Consider the following 25376-nt stretch of genomic DNA (forward strand, 5'->3'; position numbering starts at 1 on the left):
GACCCACGTCCGGAACCCGCCGGCCGGCCGAGGGACGTGTGGAAGCAGCCGTCCCGGGGAGGTGCCGGTCCCGGGACGACGGCTGCCGCGTGGTGCGGACGCGCGCGTCAGACGGTGCTGATCGCCGAGTCCGAGATGCCGGGCGCGCCCGTCTCCACGTGCCCCGCGAAGCGGCGCAGGAAGGTCGCGTCGGCGTCCGAGACGACCTTGACGTCGTACCAGCGGCCCGTCGCGGACAGGTCCGCCGTGTACGAGGCCGTGCCGCCCGCCGCGACCCGCACGGTCTGGGACGTCGCGGCCGCGCCGTTGTAGGCGTTGGTCACGGTCAGGTTGACGGCGGTCGTGCCGGAGTTGGTCAGGGTCAGCTTGAGGTTGCCGGTGGCCGCGTCGTGGCGGGCCGTGACCTCGGGGCCCGCCTTCTTGGCGGGGCCCTTCCAGGTGCGCAGGAACCCGTTCGGGCCCCAGACGCTGAGGTTGATCTGGTAGCCGGTGGAGCTGCTGGTGCTCCAGGTGTCCGACAGGGTCTTGCCCGCCTCGACCGTGTAGGGCCACGGGCCGTCGGTGCGGTTGCCGGAGGTGCTGTGGAAGTGGGCGCCCAGGGTGGGGCCGGAGGAGAAGGTCAGGGTGAACTTGCCGGTGGAGACGGTGGCCTTGCCGTCCACGTACGGGGCGTAGCCGAGCGCGCGCGTCGGCTTGGCGCCCCCCTCCTGCTTGGGCAGGGTGCCGGTGGCCGGCGGGACCGGGTGGTAGGAGGGGTGCGCGTTGTGGTCCGCCGGGACGTATCCGGCGGTGGAGGGCAGCGGCGCGGGAGAGGCGTCCGCCTTGGTGAAGTCGAACGCGGACGTCAGGTCACCGCACACCGCGCGGCGCCACGGCGAGATGTTGGGCTCCTGGACGCCGAAGCGCTTCTCCATGAACCTGATCACCGAGGTGTGGTCGAAGGTCTCGGAGCAGACGTAGCCGCCCTTGCTCCAGGGGGACACGACGATCATCGGGACGCGCGGGCCGAGGCCGTACGGGCCGGCCGTGTAGCCGCCGCCCCCGGCGTACAGGTCCTTCGAGACGTCCGCCGTGGACAGGCCCCAGGCCGAGGACGTCGGCGGGTACGGCGGGACGACGTGGTCGAAGAACCCGTCGTTCTCGTCGTAGGTGATGAAGAACGCCGTCTTCGCCCACACCGCCGGGTTGGCGGTCAGCGCGTCCAAGACCTGCGAGATGTACCAGGCGCCGAAGTTGACGGGCCAGTTCGGGTGCTCGCTGAAAGCCTCCGGGGCGGCGATCCAGGAGACCTGGGGCAGGGCGCCGGCCACGACGTCCGCGCGGAGCTTGTCGAAGTAGCCGTCGCCGGCCTTGGCGTTCGTGCCCGTACGGGCCTTCTCGTAGAGGGCGCTGCCGGGCTGGGCGTCGCGGTAGCTGTTGAAGTACAGCAGCGAGTTGTCGCCGTAGTTGCCGCGGAACGCGTCGCTGATCCAGCCCCAGGAGCCGGCGGCGTTCAGGCCGTCGCCGATGTCCTGGTAGATCTTCCAGGAGACCCCGGCCGCCTCCAGCCGCTCGGGGTAGGTCTTCCAGCCGTAGCCGGCCTCCTGGTTGCCGAGGACCGGGCCGCCGCCCACGCCGTCGTTGCCCGTGTAACCGGACCACATGTAGTAACGGTTGGGGTCGGTGGCGCCGATGAAGGAGCAGTGGTAGGCGTCGCAGACGGTGAAGGCGTCGGCGAGAGCGTAGTGGAACGGGATGTCGTTCCGCGTCATGTACGCCATCGTCGTCGCGGTCTTGGCCGGGACCCACTTGTCGTACTTGCCGTTGTTGTAGGCCTGGTGGCCGCCCGCCCAGTCGTGGTTGAGGCCCTCGACGAACTGCATGCCCAGATCGGCGACCTGCGGGTTGAAGGGCAGTACGTCCTTCGTCCCGTTGGACTGGTAGAAGACCGACTTGCCGTTGTCCTGGAGCACGGGCCTCGGGTCGCCGAAGCCGCGCACTCCCTTCATCGTGCCGAAGTACTGGTCGAAGGAACGGTTCTCCTGCATCAGGACGACGATGTGCTCGATGTCCTGGATGGTTCCGGTGCTGCCCTGTGCCGGAATGGCGGCGGCCCGAGCGATGCTCTCGTTCAGCATGGCGGCGGCGGCCGTGCCGCCCGCGATCTGCAGGAACCTGCGACGGTTGAGTTCAGCCACGGTGAAGACCTCTGGGGGTGTGGAGGGGGTCGAGGGGCGCCCCAAGGACAGCGGTCCAGGGGGACCGGACGGAGATCCCTGTCTGACCTTGTGCCGTACAGATGGAGAACGAAAGGGCCGGACGGGGAACGGAGGGGCGCGGGGAGGGGCTTCCCCCGCTCCGCCGGGGGCACGGTACGACGCCCCGCCCGCACACAACAGACCTCGTGCACAAGGCACTTGGTCGAGACCGGCTACTCGGGCACCGCCCACGGTCGATCTGAGCATCCGTACTCAGGTCCGCACCGGCCGCGCTTGCCATCGTGTGGGACATGTTCACTCAGTCAGGGCGCAGCCCCTCCCACCCGCGGTCACGGCCGCACGCCGCCGGGATCACCGCCGTCGCCTGCCTGCTGCCCGAGGACGTGCTCATCTCGGACGACCTCCAGCGGGAAGTGGCCGCCCGCAGCGGTCTCGCCCTGCCGCCGCGGTTGCTGACCCAGGCCACCGGGATCGTCTCGCGCCGGGTAGCGGCCGAAGGGGTGTACGCCTCCACGCTCGCCGTCGGCGCCGCCCGCCGGGCCCTGGCCGCCGCCGACCTCGGCCCGCTCGACATCGACCTGCTGGTCTTCGCCTCCGCCTCCCGCGACGTGGTCGAGCCCGCCACCGCGCACATCGTGCAGGCCGAGCTGGGGTCCAGGGCGCACGCCCTGGACGTCACCAACGCCTGCAACAGCTTCGTCAACGGGATCGACCTGGCCCGTTCCGTGATCCTCTCGGGCCGGGCGCACCGGGCGCTGGTGGTCACCGGCGAGACCCCGAGCCGGGCGGTGCGCAGGGCGCCCGCCGACGCCGCCGAGTTCCGCGCGGGCTTCGCCGGCTACACCTTCGGCGACGCGGGCGCGGCGGTGGTCGTGGAGGCGGTGGAACACGGCGGCATCCTGGACGTGGACACCGAGACCCACTCGGCGCACTGGGAGGTCGGCGGCATACCGGGCGGTGGCTCCCGCCATCCGCGCGGGGACGCGTACACCTACTTCCAGGGCGACGGACACGAGCTGCGCGGGGTGTTCGAAAAGGTCGGCACGGCGGTCGTCGACCGGACCCTGCACCGGATGGGGATGGACTGGGACGACTTCGCGAAGGTGCTGGTGCACCAGGTGACCGTGCCCTACCTGGAGAGGTTCGCGGAGCTGACCGGCGTGCCGGCCGACAAGCTGGTGGTGACCGTGCCGGAGCTCGGGAACGTGGCGAGCGCGAGCATCGGGGTGCAACTGGACCGGGTCTTCGGCGGTTTGGCCGCCGGGGACCGGGTGCTGTTCGTCGGGCTCGGCGGCGGCATCAGCATCATGACGATGGTCTGGGAGAAGTCGTGAACCTGTGGGTGGTGGTGCCCGCGCACCAGGAGGAGACCCGCCTCGGCGACACGCTGCGGGCCCTTGAGCGGCAGCGGGACCGGGACTTCACCCTGTTGGTCGTCGACAACGCGTCGACCGACGGCACCGCGGCCGTCGCCCGGGAGTTCGCGGCGCGGGCGCCGTTCACGGTGGAGGTGATCGAGGAGCCGGAGAAGGGCGTCGGCTGCGCCGTGGACACCGGCTTCCGGTACGCGATCGCGCAGGGCGCGACCCTGCTGGCCCGCACGGACGCCGACTGTCTGCCCCGCCCCGGCTGGACGGCCGCGGCGCGGGACGCGCTCCTTGGACGGCCGGGCCTGGTCTGCGGACGGATCACCGCCCGACGCGACGAGCACGGGCCGCTCGGCCGGGGCGGGTTCGCGGCTCTGGTGGCGCTCGCCGCGCTGTTCGGCCGGCTGCGGCCCCGGCACGCGCGCGGGCACGGCTACCTCGCCCCGTACCGGATGCACGCGGGGAACAACATGGCCATCACCGCCGAGCTGTACCTCGCCGTGGGCGGGATGCCCCGGCGCCCCTCGCCGACGGACCGGCTGTTCCTGAACGCCGTGCGCCGGCACACCGACCGGATCACGCGCTGCCGCGCGATGGTCGTGGAGAACTCGACGCGGCGGCTGCGGGCCTACGGGCTCCGCGGCACCGCCCGCTGGTACCTGGACCAGGGCAGCGGCACTCACGGAACGGACGACCCGCGCTGATGCTGGACCGACTCGAACACGCTCTGCGCGCCCGCCCCGAGCTGCCCGCGGTCCTCACCGCCGGCCGGGGCGGCGCCCCCCGGGTGCGGGCCACCCGCGGGGAACTGGCCGGGCTCTCCGACGCGTACGCCGCCGCGCTGCACGCGCGCGGGCTGCGCGCCGGCGACACCGTCGCGGTGGCCGTGCGGCCCGGGCCGCGGGCCCTGGCGATGCTGCTCGCGCTGTGGCGGCTCGGGCTGCGCGGGGCGGTGCTCGACCCGGGCGCGGGGCCCGAGGTGCTGCGGGCCCGCCTGGCGCTGGCCCGGCCGGCGCTGGTGCTCGCCGACGCCGCCGCGCAGGCGGTCTCGGGTTGGGCGGCGCCGGCGGCCCGGCGCGCCCGGCTGGAGCTGCCGGAGCTGGCGGGTCTGGGCGGTCCGGTGGCGACGGTCGGGCGGCGGCTGCCGTGGTGCGCGCCCGCCCTGGAGCGGGACGCCCCGCGCGCCGGGGTCCCGGCGGGCTTCGAAGGGGACGGGGACGCGGTGATCGTGTTCACCTCCGGGACGACGTCGCGGCCACGGGCGGTGGTGCACACCCGGGCGAGCCTGGCGGCGGGGATGGAGACGGTGTCGGCGCTGTTCTCGGGCGCCCGGCCCGGCGAGCCCGTGCTCGGCGGCACCTTCTTCGTCCTGGTCCCCTCCCTCACGCGCGGTGCGCCGGTCGCGTTGCCGGCCCGTTCCGGGCGGGCGCTGGCCCGGCAGTTGGCCCGGCTCCGCCCGCAGGACACCTACCTCACGCCGCCGCGGCTGCGGGACGCCCTGGCCGCCGGGGCGGTGTTCGGGGGCCGGGTGTGGACGGGTTCGGCGCCGGCCGGGGCCGGGCTGCTCAGCCGTGTCCGCGACGCGGGCGCCGACCAGGCGTGGGGCGTGTACGCGCTGACGGAACTGTTCCCGGCCGCCGCGGTGGAGTCGCGGGAGAAGGCCGCCTTCACCGGCTCGGGGGACCTGGTGGGCGCGCCGCTGCCGGGGGTGCGGGCCGAACGGGACGCGGCCGGGCAGCTCCTGCTGAGCGGACCGGCGGCCCGGGACCGCTACCTGGGCGAGGAGCGCGACGCATGGGTGCGTACGGGGGACAGGGCGCGGCTGGACGCGGCCGGGCGGATCGTCCTGGAGGGCCGCTGCAAGGACATGGTGCTGCGGCGGGCGGAGAACATCTACCCGGGCCTGTACGAACCCTCCCTGCACGTACCGGGCGTGGAACTGGGGGTGCTCGTCGGGGTTCCGGCCGACGACGGGGACGAGCGGCTGGTGGCCGTCGTCCAGCCGCAGCGCGGGGTGCCCGAACCGGCGCTGCGGGCGGCCCTGTCGGAACCGCTGCGGCGGATGGGGACGGCGCGGCCCGACGCGCTGCTGTTCGCGGACGTCCCGCTGGCCGGGCGCTCGCGCAAACCGGACCGGGCGGCGGCCTCGAAGCTGGCGGCGGCCGCCCTGCGCAAGGGAAAGGGCGGTGCCCGGTGAACTCACCCGCGAAGGCCCGGCGGCGTGACCGCGGGGTCTACCTGGGCGGCCACCCGCTGCTGTTCGGGCTGCTCGCCGCCACCCGCGGCCGGCCCGTACGCCGGATCGGCGGTTCCGTGCTCGTCCACGACGCGCGGGCCTACCGCGAGGCACTGACCCGGCTGCCGCTCGACCGGACCGCGCCGGGCACCACGGGCGGCGCCGCCCGGGCGGCGCTGGAGGGCGACGGGGGCGTGCTGTTCGACCAGGAGGGCAGCGGACACCGCGCGGACCGGCGGGCGCTCGCCGAGCGGCTCGGCGGGGCGGGCATCGGGGAACTCCGCGCGCTCTGGCAGCCGTTGCTCCTGCGTCGGCTCCTGCCTCTGGCCGGTGGCGGCGAGGTCGACGTGGTGGAGTTGGCGCGGGAGCTGGCCGGGGTGGTGGTCTGCGCGCTGCTGGACTGCCCGGCCGACCCTCGGGCCGTCGCCCTGGCGGCGGCCGAAGCGGCGGCGGCCTCCGTGCGCGGGCACCTGCCGGGGCCACCCCGGCCGGGGGCGCGGGCCGCGGCGTCCCGTACCGCGGCCCGGCTGCGGGAGCTGCTGGGCGGCCCGCCGGACGACGCCCTGGCGGCGATGGTCGCGGTGGCCGCCGTCAACACCACCGTGGCGGCGCTGCCCCGGGCGGTGGCCTGGTGCGCCGACGCCCGTCTGTGGGACCAGGCGCACGATCCGGGGCTGCGGCCCCGGCTGGTGGACGAGCTGTTGCGGGTCACGGCGGCCTCGCCGCTGCTGCCCCGGGTGGCGGCGACGGACGGTTCGGTCGCGGGTTGCCCGGTGCGCGCCGGGGACCGGCTGTTGCTGGTCGCTCGGCACGCTGTCGGAGCCCACCGGCGTGATCCGGACGCCCGCCGGCCCGCCCCGGCGGGCGTGGCCGCGCTGGTGTTCGGGGCGGGGCCGCACATGTGTCCGGGGGCGGCGCTCGCGCGGGCCCAACTGGCTGACGTGCTGGAGGCCTTGGCCCCGCACCGGCCGGTGGTGACCCGGGCCCGGGTGGACCGGCGGGCGGCCCTGCCGGGGTGGCGCGTCATGACGGTGGGGGCGGGCGCGTGAGGCTCCGTATCGCCGTGACCGGCGCGAGCGGCTTCTGTGGCGGGCACGTGGCCCGGGCGGCCGCCGCGAGCGGGGCGGAGGTGGTGTGCGTGGGCCGCCGTCCCGGGCCGGTCGGCTCGCACCGGTACTGGGACGCGGCCCGCGCGGAACCGGACCTCTCCGACACCGACCTGGTGGTGCACTGTGCGGCGGCGGTCGGTGACCCCTCGCCCGGCGCGGCCGCCGAGGCCGCGATGCGGGCGGTGAACGTCGACGGCACCGCCCGGATGCTGCGGGCCGCGGCCGGGCGCCCGGTGGTCTGGGTCGGCAGCGCCAGCGTCTACGATCCGCGCCGGGACCGCTCCCTGGTCCGCGAGGAGCACCCCAGGGCCGGGCAGCTCAACGCCTACGGCCGTACGAAGGCTGCGGGCGAGGCCTTGGCGCTGGCCGCCGGTGCGGTGGTGCTGCGCCCCAGGGCCGTCTACGGCCCCGGCGACACCCAGTTGCTGCCCCGGCTGCTGTCCCGCGTCCGGGCCGGGACACTGCTGCTGCCCGGTCCCGACGTACGGCTCAGCCTGACGGCGGTGGAGAACCTCGCCGAGGCCTGCCTGGCGGCGGCGAGTTGGGCCCCGGGCGCGTACAACATCGCGGACGCGCGCCCTTACTCCCGCGACGCCGCCGTCGGCGCGGTCCTGCGCGCGCACGGGGTGCGGGCCCGCATCCGACACCTCCCACCGGGCGTGGCCCTCGCCGCGGCCCGGCTCTCGGAGACGCTCTCCCGCGGCGAGCCGGCCCTGAGCCGCTACGCGATCGACCAACTCGCCCACCCGGTGGCCTTGGACCTGACCCGCGCCCGCTCCCAGGGCTGGACCCCGACCCACACCTTGACCGACTACCTCGTCAGCCTGCCCCAACCCACCCCCACAACGGGGCCCTCGAAGACCGGTGGGCGCGGCGACGGCGACCAGGCACCAGCCTGAGGAGGGTCTGGAGCCGCCTCCTGGATCTCCCGCGACCGGCTACGGGAACTCCTCGACACCGTAAACGACCACATGCAGCGCGAGCACTCATAACCCCTGCCGAAAGCACGGCGCCCGTCGCGAACCGCGCCGCAACCGCCCACGATCCCGGTGCCTGGCTCGCCGAGCCGGCAGCCCGGCTGCGCTGAACCGGACGGCCCGCTCGGTAGCGGCCCGATCAGCCCTCGTTGGGGTCCGGGGTCAGGCGCAGGGAGATCGAGTTGATGCAGTAGCGCTGGTCGGTGGGGGTCGGGTAGCCCTCGCCCTCGAAGACGTGGCCCAGGTGGGAGCCGCACTTCGCGCAGCGGACCTCGGTACGGACCATGCCGTGCGAGGTGTCCGCGATCAGCTCCACGGCGTCGCTGTCCTTCGGGTCGTAGAAGGACGGCCAGCCGCAGTGCGACTCGAACTTCGTGTCGGAACGGAACAGCTCGGAGCCGCACGCCCGACAGGAGTAGACGCCTTCCGCCTTGGTGTCCGTGTACTCACCGCGGAAGGCCGGTTCGGTGCCCGCGAGGCGCAGCACCTGGTACTCGGACGGGGTCAGCTCCGCCTGCCACTGCTCGTCCGTCTTCTCGACCTCGTACGCCATGACGTTCCCGCTCCCTTTGACTCTCAGCCCGACAGGCGGGCGAGGATCTGCGGTCCCAGATCCGTGACGTCGCCCGCGCCCATGGTGAGAACGAGATCACCGGGCTTCGCCATTCCCGCGATGACGTCGGCGACGGCGTCCTTGTCGTGCTCGGCGGCGACGTCGGCGCCCGCCGTCCGGGCCGCTTCGATGATGATCTCGCTGGTGACGCCGGGGAGGGGGTCCTCGCGGGCCGGGTAGATGTCCAGGACCACGGAGGCGTCGGCCAGGGCCAGGGCCAGGCCCATCTCCTTGCCGAGTTCCTGCGTGCGCGAGAAGAGGTGGGGCTGGAAGACGACGAGGATGCGGGAGTCTCCCGCGGCGCCCCGGATGGCCTCCAGGTCGGCGGTCATCTCGGTGGGGTGGTGCGCGTAGGAGTCGATGACCTGCACGCCCGCGGCCTCGCCCTTGAGCTGGAGGCGGCGCTTGACGCCGGTGTACTTGCCGAGGGCGGAGGCGAGGTTGTGGGCCGGGATGCCGAGCGCGACCCCGGCGGCGAGCGCCGCGACGGCGTTGTGCGCGTAGTGGCGGCCCGGGACGGAGACGGTGAAGGTGAGCATCCGCGAGTCCAGGACGACCGTGACCTCGCTGGTCAGGCCGCGCGGGGTGATCTTCGTGATCCGGACGTCGGCTTCGGCTTCCTCGCCGTACGTGACGACCCGCAGTCCCTCCCGCCCGGCGACGCGGGCGGCGATCTCGGCCGCACCGGCCTGGCCGTGGGCGACGACCAGGGTGCCGCCGGGGACGACCTTCGAGACGAACGTCTCGAAGGACTCGTAGATCTCCTCCATCGACGCGTAGTTCGCGTGGTGGTCGAGCTCCGCGTTGAGGATGATCGCGACCTGCGGGGCGTACTTGTGGAAGCTGCGGTCGCTCTCGTCCGCCTCGGCCACGAAGATGTCGCCCTCGCCGTGGTGGGCGTTGGAACCGGGGGCGTCCAGGTCGCCGCCGATGGCGTAGGACGGGTCCAGGCCCAGGGCCGAGAGGGACACCGCCAGCATCGAGGTGGTGGTGGTCTTGCCGTGCGTGCCCGCGACGGCGATCGGTCGCAGGCCGTCCATCAGGCCGGCGAGGGCGTCGGAGCGGTGCACTACCGGGATGCCGAGTTCGGCGGCGCGGGCCAGCTCGGGGTTGTCGGCGCGGATGGCGCTGGAGACGACCACGCAGGTGGAGTCGTCCGCGAGGTGGCCGGCGGCGTGCCCGATGTGCACCGTGACGCCGTGGGCGCGCAGCGCCCGGGCGGTCTCGGAGTCACGGGCGTCGCTGCCGGCCACCCGCCCGCCGCGCTGGGCGAGGATCTTCGCGATGCCGGACATGCCGGCTCCGCCGATGCCGATGAAGTGGGGCCGTTCCATGGCGGTCGGCAGGCCGGGCTTCATTCAGGTCGCTCCAGGTATCGATTGCAAGGGGTGAGCCGGGGCCAGCCTATTCGTTGTGGGCGAAGAGCTTGAGCACCGGAACGCCGACCTTGTGCCGCGCGCGGGAGGCCCAGTCCCGGTGGAAGAACTCCTCGACGAAGTGCGGGGCGGTCAGGACGATCACCTCGTCGGCCCCGGTCTCGTCCACGACGGCCTTGAGCCGGTCGAGCGGGTGGTCCTCGACGAGCTGCCCCACGGCCTTGGCGCCCTTTCTGCGCAGGGCTTCCAGCGAGTGTTCGAGGGCCTGGGCGGCGGGGCGGCGGGCGGCGGCGCCCTCCGGTTCGTCGCCCTCGTGGATGGCCTCGGGGAGCTCACCGAGCGCCACGTCGTCGATCGCGCGCAACAGCCTGTCCTGGTCACCCCTCGGTTGCATCAGGACGACGAACGAGACCTCGTCGTCTCCGTGCAGGGTGGTGACGAAGTCCACGTCCACCGGGGTCAGCGGCTGCTCGATCATCAATACGCTCGTGAACACGGACGCCCTCTCCTTCATGGGCCGAGGCCGGTGGGCCGACCTCTGCGGAAACCATCCTGCCCCGCTCTCGCGCGGGCTTGCGCGGATATCTCTGCCCAGGTATGTGCCCAGCGGAAGCAAAGCGGAACGGCGAATTCCGCCCCTTGTTCAGATTCGACGGTAACTGGTGAAGAGGAAGCCGGCCTCCTCCAGCACACCGGCCGCCGCGAGCCGGTGCGGAACCGTGACGGAGGGGCCTCCGGCGATGCGCTGGGCGTCGCCCGCCGTAAGCATCGGGGAGATCGTCAGGCACAGCTCGTCCAGTACGTCGGCGGCCACGAACTGCCCCAGCAGCCGGGGGCCGCCCTCGGTGAGCTGACGGCGCAGCCCGCGCGCGGCGAGTTCCCGCACCGCCCGTACGGGGTCCACGGCCGCCCCCTCGCCCGCGAGCACCACCTCCGCCCCCGCCCCGGTCGCCTCGGCCACCCGTTCGGCGGACGCGGCGGCTCCGGTCAGGACCAGGGTCGGCACGAGGGGGGAGGCGAACAAGGGCAGGGAGAAGTCCAGGTCCATGCTCGCGGTGATCACCGCGATGGCTGCCGCGGGGCCCTGCCCCGAGGCCCTGCGGCGCTCCGCGAAGGCCTCCCGGGCCCGCGCCGGGCGGTAGCCCTCCTGGCGAACCGTTTCCGCGCCGACGACGATCACGTCCGCCAAGGCGCGCAGGGTGCCGAAGATCGCCATGTCGGTCTCGCCGGAGATCGGCTGGGAGCGGCCGTCGTGCTGGGCGGCTCCGTCCAGGGTCGAGACCATGTTGGCCCGCAGCCAATGGCCGTCGGGGCCGAGCTCGGGATACGCGTAGGCCTCCGCGAGCTCGTCCAACGACCACGGACGGTCGCTCCGGTCTGCTGATGTCTGATCGGTCACAGGGAACAGGCGTCGCATCGTCGCAGTGTGCCACGGCCCGTAGAGTTAAGGGCTGTGTCAACCTCTCTCACGACCTCTGGTCAGGCCTCCGGGCGGCAGCCGACAGCCGACGCGGGCCCCCAGGCCCTGTGCGCCCGGGCCCCCCGCGTGCCCGCCGAACGACTGGTCGCCGAGATGGTGCCGCCGCCGCGTTTCGACTCGGTGCGCTTCGACACCTACGAGCCCGACCCCACCCAGCCCAGCCAGCGCGAGGCCGTCACCGTGCTGAGCGCCTTCGCCGCCGGGCTGGGCGGGGCGCACGCCGCCGGCTCGGGCAAGCGGCGCTGGTTCTCGAGGAAGCAGGCCGCGGCGGCCCCCGCCCCGAGCGGGGTCTACCTCGACGGCGGCTACGGCGTCGGCAAGACGCACCTGCTGGCCTCCCTGTGGCACGCCACCCCTGCCGAGCCCGCGCTGAAGGCCTTCGGAACGTTCGTGGAGCTGACCAACCTGGTCGGCGCGCTCGGCTTCCAGCAGACCGTGCAGACCCTGGGCGGCCACCGGCTGCTGTGCATCGACGAGTTCGAACTCGACGACCCGGGCGACACCGTGCTGGTGTCCTCGCTGCTCAGCCGGCTCGTCGAGCAGGGCGTGGCGCTGGCCGCGACCTCGAACACGCTGCCCGGCAAGCTCGGCGAGGGCCGGTTCGCCGCGGCCGACTTCCTGCGGGAGATCCAGGGACTGTCCGCGCACTTCCGGCCACTGCGGATCGACGGCCAGGACTACCGGCACCGGGGGCTGCCGGAGGCGCCGGCGCCGTTCTCGGACGAGCAGGTGACCAAGGCCGCGTACGCGACGCCCGGCGCGAGCCTGGATGACTTCCCGGGGCTGCTGGAGCACCTGGCCCAGGTGCACCCGAGTCGCTACGGAGCGCTGACCGACGGGATATCGGCGGTGTGCCTGACCGATGTCGGCGCCGTCCCGGACCAGTCGACGGCGCTGCGACTGGTGGTCCTCGCCGACCGGCTGTACGACCGCGAGATACCGGTCCTCGCCTCGGGCGTTCCGTTCGACCGTCTGTTCAGTGACGACATGCTGGGCGGGGGCTATCGGAAGAAGTACTTCCGCGCCATATCCCGGCTCACCGCCCTGGCACGCGACGCGAAGGGGCTGGTGGCCCAGTAGGTTGGGTGGCGCCGGGCCGTTCGCGCGTACGGATCGTCACGCGTACGTCCGGTCCGGTCGTTTCCACTTCTGCGAAGGGATCCACCATGGCCACCACGCGTACCGCGCACACCGACTGGGAGGGCAACCTCCTCAAGGGCTCGGGTGTCGTCACCCTCGACTCCTCGGGCCGGGGTTCGTTCGATGTCTCCTGGCCCTCGCGCGCCGAGGCCGCGAACGGCAAGACCAGCCCGGAAGAGCTGATCGCCGCCGCCCACTCCAGCTGCTACTCGATGGCCCTCTCGCACGGCCTCGACGGCGCCGGCACCCCGCCCACCCGGGTGGAGACCAAGGCGGACGTGACGTTCCAGCCGGGTGAGGGCATCACCGGCATCCACCTGACGGTGCGCGCCGAGGTCCCCGGTCTGGACGCCGACGCCTTCGCGGCCGCCGCCGAGGACGCGAAGAAGAACTGCCCGGTCAGCCAGGCCCTGACGGGTACGACGATCACCCTGAGCGCCGAGCTGATCTGACGCCGACCCGACCCCCGGACGCGGCCGGTCGCCACGGTGGCGGACACCGCCCCGCCGACCGGCCGCGCAGGCCCCCAAACCGGCTGCGCAGGCGTCGGGCCGATCGCGCAGGTGTCGGGCCGATCGTCGCGCATGCGGCGCCGCCCGCGGGGGTGACCGCTCGGCGCGGGGCACCGGGCGGGGCGGAGCCCGCGTGGTTCCACGGCTCGGTCACACGGTCCGCCCCGTAGCCGGGAGTTGCCGAGGCCCGTCACCCGTCGCAGCCTGCTCGCCGCGGCCGCCGTCACCTTCAGCGGGGTGCTCGCCGCGGTGTTCACCGGAGCGGCGGGCGCCTCCCCGGTCCGCCGGGGATGAGGGCCGCTCGTCCCCCACCCGGACGGGCCGCTAAGCCTGCCGGTCGGGTTCTCCTACCGGGCGCGCTCCCGCGCCGGCACATTCGCCGGTCACCTTCTCCCCCGCCGTCCGGACGATGTACGTCAACGCCCGCCCCCCCCGGGACCACCTACGCGGTGACCGGTCCCTGGAGCCACTTCAGGCGCCTCACCGTGCGCCGCCGCGCCCGATGTCGGATGATCGGACGAAGTCGACTGATCGGGGTGGACGGCGATGGCGAAGAAGGACGGGGCGAAGCCCGCCGCGAAGAAGGGCGGCCGGGGCAAGGCGGGGAACTCCTCCCTGCGCGCGTTGCTGCGCGTCCCGCCCGGCCGGGTCGACCTCAGCGCCGTCGACCCATCCTCGACGCCGGGCGCCCCGTTCCGCAAGGCGGACGGGGTGGCCGACATGGCCAGGATGGCCGCTCCGCTCGCCTCGCTCCAGGAACGGCTGTACGCCGCGAGCACCAAGGGCGACCGGCGCCGGGTCCTGCTCGTCCTCCAGGGCATGGACACCAGCGGCAAGGGCGGCACGGTCAAGCACGTGATCGGCTTCCTCAATCCCTCGGGCTGCCGCGTCCGGGCCTTCAAGGCGCCCACCCCCGAGGAGCGGAGCCATCCGTTCCTGTGGCGAGTCGCGAAGGCCCTCCCCCGGCCCGGCGAGATCGGCATCTTCGACCGCTCGCACTACGAGGACGTCCTGATCGCCCGCGTCCGCGAGCTGGTTCCCCGCTCCGAGCTGAACCGGCGCTACGAGGAGATCGACCGCTTCGAGGAGTCGCTCGTCGAGGACGGCGTGACCGTGGTGAAGGCCTTCCTCCACATCTCCTACGAGGAGCAGCGCGAACGGCTGCTGGCCCGGCTCGACAACCCGTCCAAGCATTGGAAGTTCAACGCGGGCGACATCGACGACCGGGCACTGTGGCCGGCGTACCAGCGCGCCTACGAGCTGGCGCTGGAGCGCTGCTCCACGGACGCCGCGCCCTGGTACGTGGTGCCCGCCGACCGCAAGTGGTACCGCAACTGGGCCATCGGCAAGCTCCTGACGGAGCATCTGGAGGACATGGACCCGCGCTATCCGGGTGCTGATTTCGACGTAGACGAGTGCCGCGCGCGTCTACTTGCCACATAGTCGGATATTTTGCCTGGCGTGACCCTCTCCGTAGCAGTGCGCAAAGCCGCGGCCGTGGCCGCCCTCGGTGCCGCCCTCGCCGGTTGCGGGGGCGGCACCGGCTCGCCGAAGCCCGCCAACCAGGCCCGGATGGCCACCCCGGCCAACCCGGCGGCCCCGGCGGCCGCCTCGCCGTCCGCCGTCCCCTCGGGCTCGCCGAAGGCCGGCGCTCCGGCCTCGGTCGCGGTCCTGCCGCCCGGTCCGAACGGCCTGACGCCCGTCTTCGAACGGGCGAAGCAGCGGACCGACAAGACCGTGGCACTGACTTTCGACGCGGACATGACCTCCGATCAAGGCCCTCGCGCCGCCTCGGGGGAACGTTTCGACAACCCGCAGCTGATCTCGTCGCTGCGCGCCCTCAAGGTGCCGGCCACGATCTTCATGACCGGCCGCTGGGCGGAGGAGTACCCGGACCAGGCGAAGGCCATCGGCGCCGATCCCAACTTCGAGATCGCCAACCACTCCTACAGCCACCACGCCTTCAAGTCCCCCTGCTACGGGCTCCCCGCGCTCGACGCCTCCGCCGCGAAGGCCGATGTGGACCGGGCCTTCGCCGCCTTCCGGACGGCGGGCGCGGTCAACACCGTCCCCTACTTCCGCTTCCCCGGCGGGTGCTACGACGACCAGGCCCTGCGGGCGCTGTCACCGGCCAAGGTGACGGCCGTGCAATGGGACGTCGTCAGCGGCGACGCCTTCGCCAAGGACCCCGAAGCGGTGGCCGAGCAGGTGCTGAGCGGGGTGAAGCCTGGCTCGGTGGTGGTCATGCACTGCACGCGCAGCGCCGCGCCCGTCACCGAACAGGCCGTCCGCACGGTCGTCCCCGAGCTGCGCAAGCGCGGCTACCGCTTCGTGAAGGTCTCCGACCTGATCGGGAAGTAGGCGGGCGGGACGGAGTCCGGGCTATCCCGAGCAGGCGGAGCGCTGCGCGTCCTGCCACTCGCACACCGGGCACAGCACCACGCCGGGGGTGGCGACCCCGTACTCGGTGGGCTTGCCGCACTCCAGGCAGTCCGCGTACGGCGGCCCGTCCAACCGCCCGGCGGGCGCGGCCGGGGCGGGGCAGTAGGGGGCGTCGCGCCCCTCGTCCCGCCGCCCCTCGTCCGGCCCCTCGTCCCGTTCTTCGTTCCGCTGTTCACGGTCCATGCGGACGAGGGTACCCACCCCCGCCCGCAAGGGGCCGTTCAGTGGGCCGCGGGCGCCTCGGTGACCTCGCTGGGGCGGACGATGACGAAACCCTCGCCGCTGAGCTTGAGTTGGACGGCCTCCCCGGAGCCGCCGCGGATCATCGACCCGATCGACTGGGAGCGGTGCAGCCCGGTCTCCAGGGAGGCGCTCCATCCGACCACCGCGTCCGTGTCCACGTAGACCGGCGCCTGTGCGGTGACCGGGATGATGATCGGGTTGCCCTCGCACATCACCGCGAGCTTGCCGGTGCCGGTGAACAGGCTGTTGAACAGGCCTCCGCCGGTCATGCCCGCGCCCTTGACCATCCTGATCTCGTAGGACAGCGACGGGTCGAAGCACAGGACGTTGCGTCCGTTGACGGTCAGGGCGTCGCCGGGCTCGAACTCCACGATGAAGCAGTTCGCGGCCTGGTGGGCGAACCAGGCCTCGCCCTGACCGCGCACCGACATCAGGGCCAGCCCCTCACCGGTCACGGCGCGCTTGAGCATGCCGCCTATGCCCTGCCCCTTGCGCTCGAACTGGAGGTTGCCGCGGAAGGCGACCATCGATCCTTGGCGGGCCAGCATCTCCCCGTTGACGGTGTACTTGACGGACTTGGCGTTCTGGAGGGTCATGCCGGGTACGGCGGAGGTCTGGACCAGGTTCTCGGACGCGAAAAGATCACTCTTCATGGGCCCGATCCTCGCCGCACGCCACCCCTGCGGCATCCTCCTGAAGTCGGAGGCCGGCAGACTGGGTCGGATGAGCACCGAGGACACCCAGGCCCGCCAGGACACCGCCCCCGCACCGGCCGTGGGGGCCGACAGCCCGTTCCGCAAGGAGCACGCCACCCGCGACGAGGCCCCCCAGTTCGTGCTGCCGCTGGTCGTGCGGATCGAGAAGACCTCGCCGCCGGCCAGGACCGACGCGCTGGAGACGGCGGCCCGCGCGGTGCTGGTGCTGCTGACGGACGAGCGCTCGCACGGCGACGGCGAGTGGGCCGGGGCCGTCCGGGACTGGCAGGACGCCCGGATCCGCAAGGTGGTCCGGCGGGCCCGCGGGGCGGAATGGCGCAAGGCCGGGACCCTGCCCGGGGTCACGGTCCACGGCGACGGCCCCTCGGGGGCGGACACCGAAGTACGGGTCTTCCCGCCGGTGCCGCTCGACGGCTGGCCGAAGGAGCTGGCCAAGCTCCAGGTGTCGGGCACCGACCTCGACGACCCGGAGCCGGTCGCCCCGGCGGCGCCCGGGGTGCCGGTGCTGTGGCTCAACCCGGACCTGGACATGTCGGCCGGCAAGGCGATGGCCCAGGCCGGTCACGCGGCGCAGTTGGCGTGGTGGGAGCTGACCCAGGCGGAGCGCGGCGCGTGGCGGGACTCCGGTTTCCGACTGGCCGTACGGACGGCTCCGCGCGAGCGGTGGGCGGAGCTGAGCGCGAGCGGGCTGCCGGTGGTGCGGGACGCGGGGTTCACGGAGATCGCGCCGGGGTCCTGCACGGTGGTCTCGGACCATCCGGCGCTCCGGGCCCGGCTGTAGGTCCACCGGTGGGGGTCCGGGCCGCGGCGGAACCTCAAATGTTGCTCTGAACGTCCCCTCCGGCGGGTTGGCGGGACCGCGCCTGGGCCATCACACCGGCGAACGGACCGATGGAGGGGGGCGGGGGACATGAAGCCCGTGGCACACCTGGGGGTGGGCATCGGCTGGCGGCCGGAGATCGCGGAAGCGGTGGAACGGCTGCCCGGCCTGGACTGGGTCGAGGTGGTGGCGGAGAACATCTGCCCGGGCCATCTGCCCGATCCGCTGACGCGGCTGCTGGAGCGCGGAGTCCGCGTCGTCCCGCACGGGGTCTCGCTGGGCCTCGGCGGAGCCGACCGGCCGGACGCCGGGAAGCTGGCCGCGCTCGGGGAGCGGGCGGTGGCGTTGGGCGCGCCGCTGGTCACCGAGCACATCGCCTACGTACGCACTTCCTCGCCGGCGCTGGAGGCCGGGCACCTGCTGCCGGTGCCGCGCACCCGTGAGGCGTTGGACGTGCTCTGCGAGAACGTTCGCATCGCGCAGGCCGCGCTGCCCGTGCCGCTGGCCTTGGAGAACATCGCCGCGCTGTTCCCTTGGCCCGGGGACGAGCTGTCGGAGGCACGGTTCCTGACGGAGTTGGTGGAGCGGACCGGGGTGCGGCTGCTCATCGACGTGGCGAACCTCCACACCAACCGCGTGAACCGGGGCGAGGACCCGGCCGCGGTGCTGGACGCGATCCCGCCGGCGGCGCTGGCGTACGTGCACGTCGCGGGGGGCGTGGAACGGGACGGGGTGTGGCACGACACGCACGCGCACCCCGTGCCGGGGGAAGTGCTGGAGGTACTGGCGCGGTTGCGCGAGCGGATGGAGCCGGCCGGGGTCCTGCTGGAGCGGGACGACGACTTTCCGCCGGAGCGCGAACTGGAGGCGGAACTCCGTGCCATCCGGGACGTGCTGGCGGTCCGTCCGGCGGCGAGCGCACCGGCACGGCGCGCCTCGCCCTCCGGGACCACCGCCCCCCGGGCGGACGCCGTGAGGGACGGGACCACCGCCCGGGACGCGGATGCCGTGACGGACGGGACCACTGCCCGGGACGCGAGCGCGGTCGGGGACGCCGTGACGGACGCGGCCCGGACCCGGCTCGGGCTCCGGCAGGCCGCGCTGCTGTCGGCCCTCGTCGCGAGCACTCCCGTACCGGAGGGCTTCGACCGGCAGCGCATCCGGGTCCAGGCCCGGGCGCTGGCCGCCAAGCGGGCTTCGGTGGTGGCCAAGTCGGCGCCCGAGCTCCCCGAGATCCTGGGCGGGGGTGACGCGTACCGCGCCGCGTTCCTCGGATACGCCCGAGGCCGCCCGATGACGGCCGGATACCGCCGGGACGCGCTGGACTTCGCCGAGTACCTGCTGATCCGGGACCTCCCGGCCGACCGGGACTCCCGTCGGCGGCTCACCGCCTGGTGGCGTGAGCGGGCCGGGGCGCGCCCGCCACGCCGGATCGTCCGCTGGGCACGGGCCTTGACGGGGAGGGCGGCGTGAACCTCCTCGCCCTGGCGGTCTGGCTCGCCGTGGCCACCTCCACCGTGCTGCTCTTCCGTGGCCCGCGCGGGCGGCGTTCCGCCTCGTCCGGCTCGGCGCCGTACCTGCACGACCTGTCCGAGGCCGCGTTCCTGGCGGGTGGGCCGGGGGCGGTCGTGGACAGCGCGCTCGTATCCCTGCTCTGCGACGGACGGCTGGTGGTCGGCGGCCCGGGCATCGTCCACGCCCGGCCCGGGGTGCGGGCCGCCGACGACGCCGAGCGCGCCGTGCTCCAGGCCTTGCGGGAGGCGCCCTCGGGGTGGCTGTACCAGGTGCGGTACGCGGCCATGGTCGACCCGTCCGTGCAGGAGACCGGGGACGCCCTGGCCCAGCGGGGACTGATCACCGTGCCCGGTTCGGGGCGCGGGCGGCGACGTTGGGGGCTGGTCCAGGCGGTGGTGTGCGTACTGATGGTGCCGTTGTCGCTGGCGCTCACCTTCGTGGCGTGGGATTCGGACTCCGGGTTCCAGGTGCCGTTCGTCTGCGAGGTGTTGCCCGTGCTGGTGGCCGGGGTCGCGTTCGGGGTCGTCGGGGCCCGCCGGGCCCGGCGGCGGATCACCCCGGCCGGGCGGGAGGCGTTGGGCGCGATGCGGGCCCGGTACGCGGTCGACCGGACCCCGCGCGTCCGGACGGCCCTGTTCGGGCTGCGCGGTCTGCGGGACCCGTACCTGAGGCAGCAGCTGGTACCGGCCGCCCGAGGTACGCGCCTGGCCGCGGCCCAGTCGGGCGTACGACGGACCGGCGGCTCCGCCTCGTCCGTGTCGGCCGTCGATGTCGCGCCGCTCGTGTGGTGCGCGGCGACCGATGGTGCGAGCTCCGGCTCCTCCTGTGGGGGCGCCGGTTCGAGCTGCGGGGGCGCCGGCTCCGCCTGCTCGTCCGGCTCCGGTTGTTCGTCGGCTTCGAGCTGCTCGTCCGGCTCCAGCTGCTCGTCCGGCTCCAGCTGCTCCTCGGGCTCCAGCTGTTCGTCGGGTTCCGGCTGCTCCAGCAGCTCCTGACCGGCCGTCAGGCGGCGCACGGGCTACGGCAAAGGGGGGAGCGGCGGCGACACCCGGGTCGGGGTGCTGTACACGGGGCGGCCCGACGGCATCTCATCGGACCAGCCGATGAGATGCGAGGTCCCCCATGCGGAGGAAGCCCACACGCCGCACGGCCACGGCGGCGGTCCTCTGCCTCGCCCTGGCCGGTCCCGTCCCCGCCCGGGCGGCCGGCGGGGCATCCGACCGGATGGTCGAGGCGGCCGAGGCGGCCGGGGCCGAGTTCGTCGCCCGCAATCCCCCGCCGCTCGCCTTCGGGCCCTGCCCCGCCGCCGAGGCGCTGCCGGACCCCGTCCGGTGCGCGACGTTGCGCGTCCCTCTCGACTACGCCCGCCCGGGCGGCCCCGGCATCTCCCTCACCGTGAGTCGTGTCCCGGCCACCGGGCACGGCGGGGCGGCACGCCAGGGCGCCCTCGTCTACAACCCGGGCGGACCCGGTGCCTCCGGGATGACCTTCCCGCTCCTCGGCGCCCTGCCCGCCTGGGAGCGCGTCGCCGCCGCCTACGACCTCGTCGGCTACGCCCCGCGCGGGGTCGGCCGCTCCGCCCCCCTGTCCTGTCAGGACCCGGTCACCCGCGCCGGGGCCCCCACCCAGGTCCCGGCGGAACCCTCGGCCGCGTACAAGAGGCGACGGCTCGCCGCCGCCCGCGCCTACGCGCTCGGTTGCGCGCGGCGGGCCGGCGCCGCGCTGCCGTACTACACGACCCTCGACAACGTCCGGGACCTGTACGTGCTCCGCGCCGCGCTCGGCGAGTCGGGTCTGAACTTCGTGGGGGCCTCGTACGGCACGTACCTGGGGGCCGTGTACGCCACCCTCTATCCGGACCGGCTTCGCCGGATGGTCTTCGACTCGGCGGTCGACCCGGACCCGGGCCGCGTCTGGTACCGCAACAACCTCGACCAGGGCCCCGGCTTCGAGCGCCGCTGGTACGACTTCCGCGCCTGGGTCGCCCGTCACCACGCCGCGTACGGCCTCGGTGCGACCCCGCAGTCCGTGCTGGGTGCCTACGAACGCGTCCGGGAAGCGGTGGCCCGCACCCCCGCCGGCGGGGTGGTGGGAACGGGCGAACTCCACGCCGCCTTCCTCCAGACCGCGTACTACGACGACGTCTGGCCCGACCGGGCACGGGCGCTGGCGGCCTTCCTGCGGGGCGACCCGGGCCCGCTGACGGAGCAGGCCGCGCCCGACCCGGCGCGCGCCGTCGCCGCGGAGAACGCGACGGCCGTCTACACGGCGGTGCTGTGCAACGACGCCCCATGGCCCGCCGACTGGGAGACCTGGGACCGGGACAACACCGAGGTGGCGCGCCGGGCGCCCTTCGAGACCTGGGCCAACGCGTTCCTCAACCTGCCCTGCGCGTCCTGGCCGGTGCGCGAGCGGCGACGTCCGGTGGACGTCGGGGCCCGGCGGCCTTCGCTCCCCCGCACCCTGGTCGTGGCGGCGGAACGGGACGGGGCGACCCCCTACCGGGGTGCGCTGGAGCTCCGGCGGCGGCTCGGGCCGTCGGCCGCGCTGGTCACGGAGGAGGGGGCGGGGACCCACGGGGTGGTCGGCGGTCTCAACGACTGCGTCGACCGGCACGTGGAGCGGTACTTGCTGACGGGTGACACCCCGGGGCGGCGTGTCGCGTGCGCGCCGCATCCGGAGCCCGCACCGGTGTCGCTGGACGAGCGGGCGGCGCAGGCCCCGGGGAATGCTCCCAGGGCACTGCTGCCGCCGGTCGTCTGAACTTCCGGGCGGGATCTCCGGCTGCGTCGATTCGGGGGCGGGGCCTCCCGATCACCGGCGGCCGCCCCCCAGTCACGGGGGCACTGCGCCGGTCCTTCCCCCCAGGGGAGGTATCAGGCGAGCCCTGCCACCAGATCGGCGACGGACTTGCGGCGCCCGGTGTAGAAGGGCACCTCCTCACGGACGTGCATACGGGCCTCGGAGGCACGCAGGTGACGCATGAGGTCGACGATGCGCCACAGTTCGTCGGCCTCGAAGGCCAGCAGCCACTCGTAGTCGCCGAGCGAGAACGAGGCGACGGTGTTGGCGCGCACGTCGGGGTAGCCGCGGGCCATCTTGCCGTGGTCGGCGAGCATGCGGCGGCGGTCGTCGTCGGGCAGCAGGTACCAGTCGTACGAGCGCACGAAGGGGTACACGCTGACGTACTCGCGCGGGTTCTCGTCGGCCAGGAACGCCGGGATGTGGGACTTGTTGAACTCGGCCGGGCGGTGCAGGGCCATGTTCGACCAGACCGGCTCCAGCGTGCGGCCGAACTTGGTGCGGCGGAAGAGGTTGTAGGCGGTCTGCAACTCGTCCGCCGTCTCCGCGTGCCACCAGATCATGATGTCCGCGTCGGCGCGCAGGCCGGAGACGTCATAGGTGCCGCGGACGGTGATGTCCTTGGCGGCCAGCTGATCGAAGAGTTCCTGGACCTCGTCGGCGAAGCCGGTGCGGTCCTCCGGGAGAACGTCCTTCAGCTTGAAGACGGACCACAGGGTGTAGCGAATGACCTCGTTCAGGTCCTTCGCCTTCTTCCCCGCGTTGGGAATCTTCTCTGGTGCAGTCATGTGCCTATTGTCCCGTGTGCTGATCAGTGGTCTGTGCCAGGGGTGCCGAACGTGCCCCCGAGCGCGCCGAGCACCACGTCGGCCGCCTTGCCCGCGCTCGCGACGCACGCGGGGATGCCCACCCCGTCGTAGAGCGCTCCGCACACCGCGAGGCCGGGCAGGGCGGCGACGGCGGCCCGGATGCGGGCGACCCGGGCGAGGTGGCCGACGGGGTACTGGGGCAGCCCGCCGTCCCAGCGGGTGACGGTGGAGGCGACCGGGCGGCCCGTGAGGCCCACGGCCGCGCCGAGGTCCCGGAGGGAGACCTCGACCAGCTCGACGTCCTCGCGCTCCAGCTCGGCCTCGTCGCCGTGGCGGCCGACGGAGGTGCGCAGCAAGAAGAGGTCCGGATCGGCGTCCGACCAGGCCCACTTGTTGCTGGAGAAGGTGGAGGCCTTGATGGTGCGGCCGTCGATCGGCGGCACGAGGAACCCGCTGGCGCCGCCGTCGGTGATCGCGGGGGGCAGGTCGGTGCGCCGGAAGGCCATGGTCACCAGGGCCATCGAGGCGTACTCGACGGCGCGCAGCTCGGCGGCGGCGGTGGGCACGAGCGCGTCGAGCAGGTGGGCGGCGGGTCCGGCGGGGGTGGCCAGGACCACGCCGTCGGCCTCGATGACCTCGGACGCGGTGACCACGCGCCAGCCATCGGGCGTACGGAGGAGCTCGCGCACGGGACGCCCGGTGTACAGGTCCGCTCCGGCGGCCCGGCAGGCCTCGGCCACGGCGAGCGGGAGCCGGCCGACGCCGCCCTCGACGCCGGCGAAGACCGGGCCGGCCGCCGGGTTCGGTGTCGCGGCCCGGCGCTGCAGTTCCCGTACGCCGTCGCCCAAGAGCGCGTGGGTGCGGACGGCCTCGTAGAGCTGCGGAACGGCGGCCCGCATGGAGATCCGGTAGGCGTCGCCCGCGTAGACCCCGCCGAGCAGCGGTTCGACCAGCCGGTCGACGACCTCGCGGCCGAGGCGGGCGGCGACGTACTCACCGACGGCGACGTCCTCGCCGATCTCGACGGGCGACAGCGTCGGCTCGGCCTCGATCCGGGCCAGGCCTTCGGCCGAGAGCACCCCGGAGGCGGCGAGGGACCCCAATTCGCCGGGGACGCCCATGACATGGCCACTGGGCATGGGGCGCAGCGCGCCGCGCGTCCACAGACGGGCGGTGGCGGTGGCGGGCGACCGGAGCGCGTCGCCGAGCCCCACGGCCCGGGCCAGGCCCACGCCTTCGGGGCGGCGGGCGAGCATGGATTCGGCCCCGAGGTCGACGGGGGCGCCGGCGAGCTCCCCGGCGTACAGCTTGCCGCCGAGGCGCGGGCCGGCCTCCAGGAGCGTGACGCGGACGCCGTCGCCGAGCAGCCGGTGGGCGGCCGCCAGGCCGGCGATGCCGCCGCCGATGACGACGACGTGACCGGGGGTACCCGGCCGGTCCGTACGCATGTCCGCTTCGTGCATGGACACATCGTCTCAGACCGATCAACGCGGCCGGACCGCAGTCCTGGCCGCCGGCGACGGCCGGGGGCGGGGAGCGACAACGGGAACTGAACACGTATGCGGCCGTTCACCCGTAGCGTGTCCCACACGTGACGGTGGCGCAGGCGGAGGACGGTGCGGACGATGGCAGCGGAACGACTGGTGGTGGTCGGCGGCGACGCGGCGGGAATGGCCGCCGCTTCCCAGGCCCGGCGGTTGAAGGGCCCGGACGAGCTCGCGATCACCGCCTTCGAGCGCGGGCACTTCACCTCGTACTCGGCGTGCGGCATTCCCTACTGGGTCGGCGGCCGGGTCACCGACCGGGACGCGTTGATCGCCCGGACCCCCGAGGAGCACCGGGCCCGCGACATCGACCTGCGCACCCGCACGGAGGTCGTCGAACTCGACCTCGCGGGGCAGCGGGTCCGCGCCCGGGACCTCGGATCGGGCGCCGAGAGCTGGACGGGCTACGACAAGCTGGTGCTGGCGACGGGCGCCCGCCCGGTCCGTCCGCGCCTGCCCGGGATCGGCGCGCACGGGGTGCACGGGGTGCAGACGCTGGACGACGGGCAGCGCCTGATGGACACCCTGGAGCGGACGTCGGGCCGCAGGGCGGTCGTGGTCGGCGCCGGCTACATCGGTGTGGAGATGGCGGAGGCCCTGGTGGGGCGGGGCTTCGAGGTCACCGTGTTGCACCGCGGCGAGCAGCCGATGGCCACCCTGGACCCGGACATGGGCGCGTTGGTGCACGGCGCCATGAACAACATGGGCATCCGCACGGTTGCCGGGGCCGAGGTGATGAAGATCCTGACGGACGAGGAGGGCCGGGCCTCGGCGGTGGCCACGGCGGCGGGCGACGAGTACCCGGCGGACGTGGTCGTCCTCGGCATCGGCGTCGAGCCCCGGACGGCCCTGGCCCGGGCGGCCGGTCTGCCGCTCGGCGAGTCGGGCGGGCTGCTGACGGACCTGTCGATGCGGGTGCGCGGTCACGAGAACATCTGGTCGGGCGGCGACTGCGTGGAGGTCCTGGACCTGGTGGCCGGCCGCAATCGGCACATCCCGCTGGGCACGCACGCCAACAAGCACGGGCAAGTGATCGGCTCGGGCGTCGGCGGCGGTTACGCGACGTTCCCGGGCGTGGTGGGGACGGCGGTGAGCAAGGTGTGCGACCTGGAGATCGCCCGGACGGGACTGCGCGAGAAGGACGCGCTGGCGGCCGGGCTGCGCTTCGTGACGGCGACGATCGAGTCGACCACGACGGCGGGCTACTACCCGGGCGCGGCCAAGATGACGGTCAAGATGCTGGCGGAGCGCCGTACCGGCCGGCTGCTCGGCGTCCAGATCGTCGGCGGCGCGGGCTCCGCGAAGCGGGTGGACATCGCGGCGGTGGCCCTGACGGCGGGGATGACGGTGGACCAGGTGGTGTCCCTGGACCTCGGCTACGCGCCGCCGTTCTCCCCGGTCTGGGACCCGATCCAGGTGGCGGCCCGCAAGGCGGTGTCCGCGGTGCGGGCGGCGGAGTCCTAGCCCCGCGGGCCGGCTT

General features: G+C 73.9%; 23 protein-coding genes. 14 read left to right on the forward strand and 9 right to left on the reverse strand.

Features of this window, described 5'->3' with window-relative positions; translation table 11 throughout:
• Positions 1-107: 107 nt before the first annotated feature.
• On the reverse strand, positions 108-2177 hold the full coding sequence (locus ACV7NM_RS07705) for a phosphocholine-specific phospholipase C (protein ID WP_463409577.1): 2070 nt from the start codon (positions 2175-2177) through the stop codon (positions 108-110).
• Positions 2178-2488: 311 nt separating this feature from the next.
• On the opposite strand from ACV7NM_RS07705, the gene ACV7NM_RS07710 reads away from it, so the two are divergent.
• From ACV7NM_RS07710 to ACV7NM_RS07730, 5 genes are read left to right on the forward strand one after another with little or no spacing between them, the layout of a single operon-like run.
• Positions 2489-3532, forward strand: a complete 1044-nt coding sequence (locus ACV7NM_RS07710; protein ID WP_463409578.1) for a 3-oxoacyl-ACP synthase III family protein — start codon at positions 2489-2491, stop codon at positions 3530-3532.
• On the forward strand, positions 3529-4269 hold the full coding sequence (locus tag ACV7NM_RS07715) for a glycosyltransferase (RefSeq protein ID WP_463409579.1): 741 nt from the start codon (positions 3529-3531) through the stop codon (positions 4267-4269). Before ACV7NM_RS07710 ends, ACV7NM_RS07715 begins: the two co-directional genes overlap by 4 nt.
• Complete coding sequence (locus ACV7NM_RS07720) at positions 4269-5762, forward strand: class I adenylate-forming enzyme family protein (protein WP_463409580.1); 1494 nt, start codon at positions 4269-4271, stop codon at positions 5760-5762. Before ACV7NM_RS07715 ends, ACV7NM_RS07720 begins: the two co-directional genes overlap by 1 nt.
• On the forward strand, positions 5759-6850 hold the full coding sequence (locus ACV7NM_RS07725; RefSeq protein WP_463409581.1) for a cytochrome P450: 1092 nt from the start codon (positions 5759-5761) through the stop codon (positions 6848-6850). Before ACV7NM_RS07720 ends, ACV7NM_RS07725 begins: the two co-directional genes overlap by 4 nt.
• Complete coding sequence (locus ACV7NM_RS07730) at positions 6847-7809, forward strand: NAD-dependent epimerase/dehydratase family protein (protein WP_463409582.1); 963 nt, start codon at positions 6847-6849, stop codon at positions 7807-7809. Before ACV7NM_RS07725 ends, ACV7NM_RS07730 begins: the two co-directional genes overlap by 4 nt.
• Before the next feature lie 217 nt (positions 7810-8026).
• Here the strand turns inward: ACV7NM_RS07730 and msrB are convergent, their stop codons facing one another.
• The 4 genes from msrB to ACV7NM_RS07750 form a co-directional block, all read right to left on the reverse strand.
• Positions 8027-8440, reverse strand: a complete 414-nt coding sequence (msrB, locus tag ACV7NM_RS07735) for a peptide-methionine (R)-S-oxide reductase MsrB (protein WP_463409583.1) — start codon at positions 8438-8440, stop codon at positions 8027-8029.
• A gap of 23 nt (positions 8441-8463) precedes the next feature.
• Positions 8464-9858, reverse strand: coding sequence for a UDP-N-acetylmuramate--L-alanine ligase (murC, locus tag ACV7NM_RS07740; RefSeq protein ID WP_463409584.1), 1395 nt, complete (start codon positions 9856-9858; stop codon positions 8464-8466).
• Between the two features lie 46 nt (positions 9859-9904).
• Entirely contained in the window at positions 9905-10372 is a 468-nt protein-coding gene (locus ACV7NM_RS07745) for an indole-3-glycerol phosphate synthase (protein ID WP_463409585.1), read from the reverse strand.
• A gap of 147 nt (positions 10373-10519) precedes the next feature.
• Entirely contained in the window at positions 10520-11293 is a 774-nt protein-coding gene (locus ACV7NM_RS07750) for a pyrimidine reductase family protein (protein WP_463409586.1), read from the reverse strand.
• A 108-nt stretch (positions 11294-11401) separates the two neighbouring features.
• Here ACV7NM_RS07750 and zapE point away from each other — a divergent pair, with 108 nt between their 5' ends.
• The 4 genes from zapE (at position 11402) to ACV7NM_RS07770 (ending at position 15369) form a co-directional block, all read left to right on the forward strand.
• Entirely contained in the window at positions 11402-12436 is a 1035-nt protein-coding gene (gene zapE, locus ACV7NM_RS07755; protein WP_463413868.1) for a cell division protein ZapE, read from the forward strand.
• An 86-nt stretch (positions 12437-12522) separates the two neighbouring features.
• The gene (locus ACV7NM_RS07760; RefSeq protein WP_463409587.1) at positions 12523-12948 is read left to right on the forward strand and encodes an OsmC family peroxiredoxin; all 426 of its coding nucleotides are present in this window, start codon (positions 12523-12525) and stop codon (positions 12946-12948) included.
• Between the two features lie 606 nt (positions 12949-13554).
• Positions 13555-14451, forward strand: a complete 897-nt coding sequence (locus ACV7NM_RS07765; RefSeq protein WP_463409588.1) for a PPK2 family polyphosphate kinase — start codon at positions 13555-13557, stop codon at positions 14449-14451.
• A gap of 18 nt (positions 14452-14469) precedes the next feature.
• Positions 14470-15369 carry a polysaccharide deacetylase family protein gene (locus tag ACV7NM_RS07770; RefSeq protein ID WP_463409589.1) on the forward strand — a complete coding sequence of 300 codons (900 nt, stop codon included), beginning with the start codon at positions 14470-14472 and terminating at the stop codon, positions 15367-15369.
• Positions 15370-15390: 21 nt separating this feature from the next.
• Here ACV7NM_RS07770 and ACV7NM_RS07775 read toward each other — a convergent pair whose 3' ends face one another.
• Both ACV7NM_RS07775 and ACV7NM_RS07780 read right to left on the reverse strand, forming a co-directional pair.
• Positions 15391-15633 (reverse strand): hypothetical protein, encoded by a 243-nt coding sequence (locus ACV7NM_RS07775; protein WP_463409590.1) that lies wholly within the window; start codon positions 15631-15633, stop codon positions 15391-15393.
• A gap of 38 nt (positions 15634-15671) precedes the next feature.
• Entirely contained in the window at positions 15672-16346 is a 675-nt protein-coding gene (locus tag ACV7NM_RS07780; protein ID WP_463409591.1) for an AIM24 family protein, read from the reverse strand.
• Positions 16347-16416: 70 nt separating this feature from the next.
• Here ACV7NM_RS07780 and ACV7NM_RS07785 point away from each other — a divergent pair, with 70 nt between their 5' ends.
• The 4 genes from ACV7NM_RS07785 (at position 16417) to ACV7NM_RS07800 (ending at position 21504) form a co-directional block, all read left to right on the forward strand.
• Positions 16417-17190, forward strand: coding sequence for an aminoacyl-tRNA hydrolase (locus ACV7NM_RS07785; protein WP_463409592.1), 774 nt, complete (start codon positions 16417-16419; stop codon positions 17188-17190).
• A 129-nt stretch (positions 17191-17319) separates the two neighbouring features.
• On the forward strand, positions 17320-18702 hold the full coding sequence (locus ACV7NM_RS07790; protein ID WP_463409593.1) for an MbnB/TglH/ChrH family RiPP precursor modification enzyme: 1383 nt from the start codon (positions 17320-17322) through the stop codon (positions 18700-18702).
• Positions 18699-19736 carry a TIGR04222 domain-containing membrane protein gene (locus tag ACV7NM_RS07795; RefSeq protein ID WP_463409594.1) on the forward strand — a complete coding sequence of 346 codons (1038 nt, stop codon included), beginning with the start codon at positions 18699-18701 and terminating at the stop codon, positions 19734-19736. Before ACV7NM_RS07790 ends, ACV7NM_RS07795 begins: the two co-directional genes overlap by 4 nt.
• 127 nt (positions 19737-19863) lie before the next feature.
• Entirely contained in the window at positions 19864-21504 is a 1641-nt protein-coding gene (locus ACV7NM_RS07800; protein WP_463409595.1) for an alpha/beta hydrolase, read from the forward strand.
• A 113-nt stretch (positions 21505-21617) separates the two neighbouring features.
• Here the strand turns inward: ACV7NM_RS07800 and hemQ are convergent, their stop codons facing one another.
• Positions 21618-22331, reverse strand: coding sequence for a hydrogen peroxide-dependent heme synthase (gene hemQ / locus ACV7NM_RS07805; RefSeq protein ID WP_136212683.1), 714 nt, complete (start codon positions 22329-22331; stop codon positions 21618-21620).
• A 23-nt stretch (positions 22332-22354) separates the two neighbouring features.
• Entirely contained in the window at positions 22355-23815 is a 1461-nt protein-coding gene (gene hemG / locus ACV7NM_RS07810; protein WP_463409596.1) for a protoporphyrinogen oxidase, read from the reverse strand.
• Between the two features lie 162 nt (positions 23816-23977).
• Here hemG and ACV7NM_RS07815 point away from each other — a divergent pair, with 162 nt between their 5' ends.
• On the forward strand, positions 23978-25360 hold the full coding sequence (locus ACV7NM_RS07815) for an FAD-dependent oxidoreductase (protein WP_463409597.1): 1383 nt from the start codon (positions 23978-23980) through the stop codon (positions 25358-25360).
• Positions 25361-25376 lie beyond the last annotated feature (16 nt).

This window comes from Streptomyces sp. Tek67B01 (assembly GCF_055231995.1).

Excerpts from the sequence above, each read along its gene's own strand:
- ACV7NM_RS07765 (WP_463409588.1), top strand. The coding sequence starts at position 13,555 with ATGGCGAAGAAGGACGGGGCGAAGCCCGCCGCGAAGAAGGGCGGCCGG.
- ACV7NM_RS07785 (WP_463409592.1), top strand. The coding sequence starts at position 16,417 with ATGAGCACCGAGGACACCCAGGCCCGCCAGGACACCGCCCCCGCACCG.
- ACV7NM_RS07775 (WP_463409590.1), bottom strand. The coding sequence starts at position 15,633 with ATGGACCGTGAACAGCGGAACGAAGAACGGGACGAGGGGCCGGACGAG.
- murC (WP_463409584.1), bottom strand. The coding sequence starts at position 9,858 with ATGAAGCCCGGCCTGCCGACCGCCATGGAACGGCCCCACTTCATCGGC.
- hemQ (WP_136212683.1), bottom strand. The coding sequence starts at position 22,331 with ATGACTGCACCAGAGAAGATTCCCAACGCGGGGAAGAAGGCGAAGGAC.
- hemG (WP_463409596.1), bottom strand. The coding sequence starts at position 23,815 with ATGCACGAAGCGGACATGCGTACGGACCGGCCGGGTACCCCCGGTCAC.
- ACV7NM_RS07790 (WP_463409593.1), top strand. The coding sequence starts at position 17,320 with ATGAAGCCCGTGGCACACCTGGGGGTGGGCATCGGCTGGCGGCCGGAG.
- ACV7NM_RS07710 (WP_463409578.1), top strand. The coding sequence starts at position 2,489 with ATGTTCACTCAGTCAGGGCGCAGCCCCTCCCACCCGCGGTCACGGCCG.
- ACV7NM_RS07815 (WP_463409597.1), top strand. The coding sequence starts at position 23,978 with ATGGCAGCGGAACGACTGGTGGTGGTCGGCGGCGACGCGGCGGGAATG.
- ACV7NM_RS07800 (WP_463409595.1), top strand. The coding sequence starts at position 19,864 with ATGCGGAGGAAGCCCACACGCCGCACGGCCACGGCGGCGGTCCTCTGC.
- ACV7NM_RS07750 (WP_463409586.1), bottom strand. The coding sequence starts at position 11,293 with ATGCGACGCCTGTTCCCTGTGACCGATCAGACATCAGCAGACCGGAGC.
- ACV7NM_RS07780 (WP_463409591.1), bottom strand. The coding sequence starts at position 16,346 with ATGAAGAGTGATCTTTTCGCGTCCGAGAACCTGGTCCAGACCTCCGCC.
- msrB (WP_463409583.1), bottom strand. The coding sequence starts at position 8,440 with ATGGCGTACGAGGTCGAGAAGACGGACGAGCAGTGGCAGGCGGAGCTG.
- ACV7NM_RS07760 (WP_463409587.1), top strand. The coding sequence starts at position 12,523 with ATGGCCACCACGCGTACCGCGCACACCGACTGGGAGGGCAACCTCCTC.
- ACV7NM_RS07720 (WP_463409580.1), top strand. The coding sequence starts at position 4,269 with ATGCTGGACCGACTCGAACACGCTCTGCGCGCCCGCCCCGAGCTGCCC.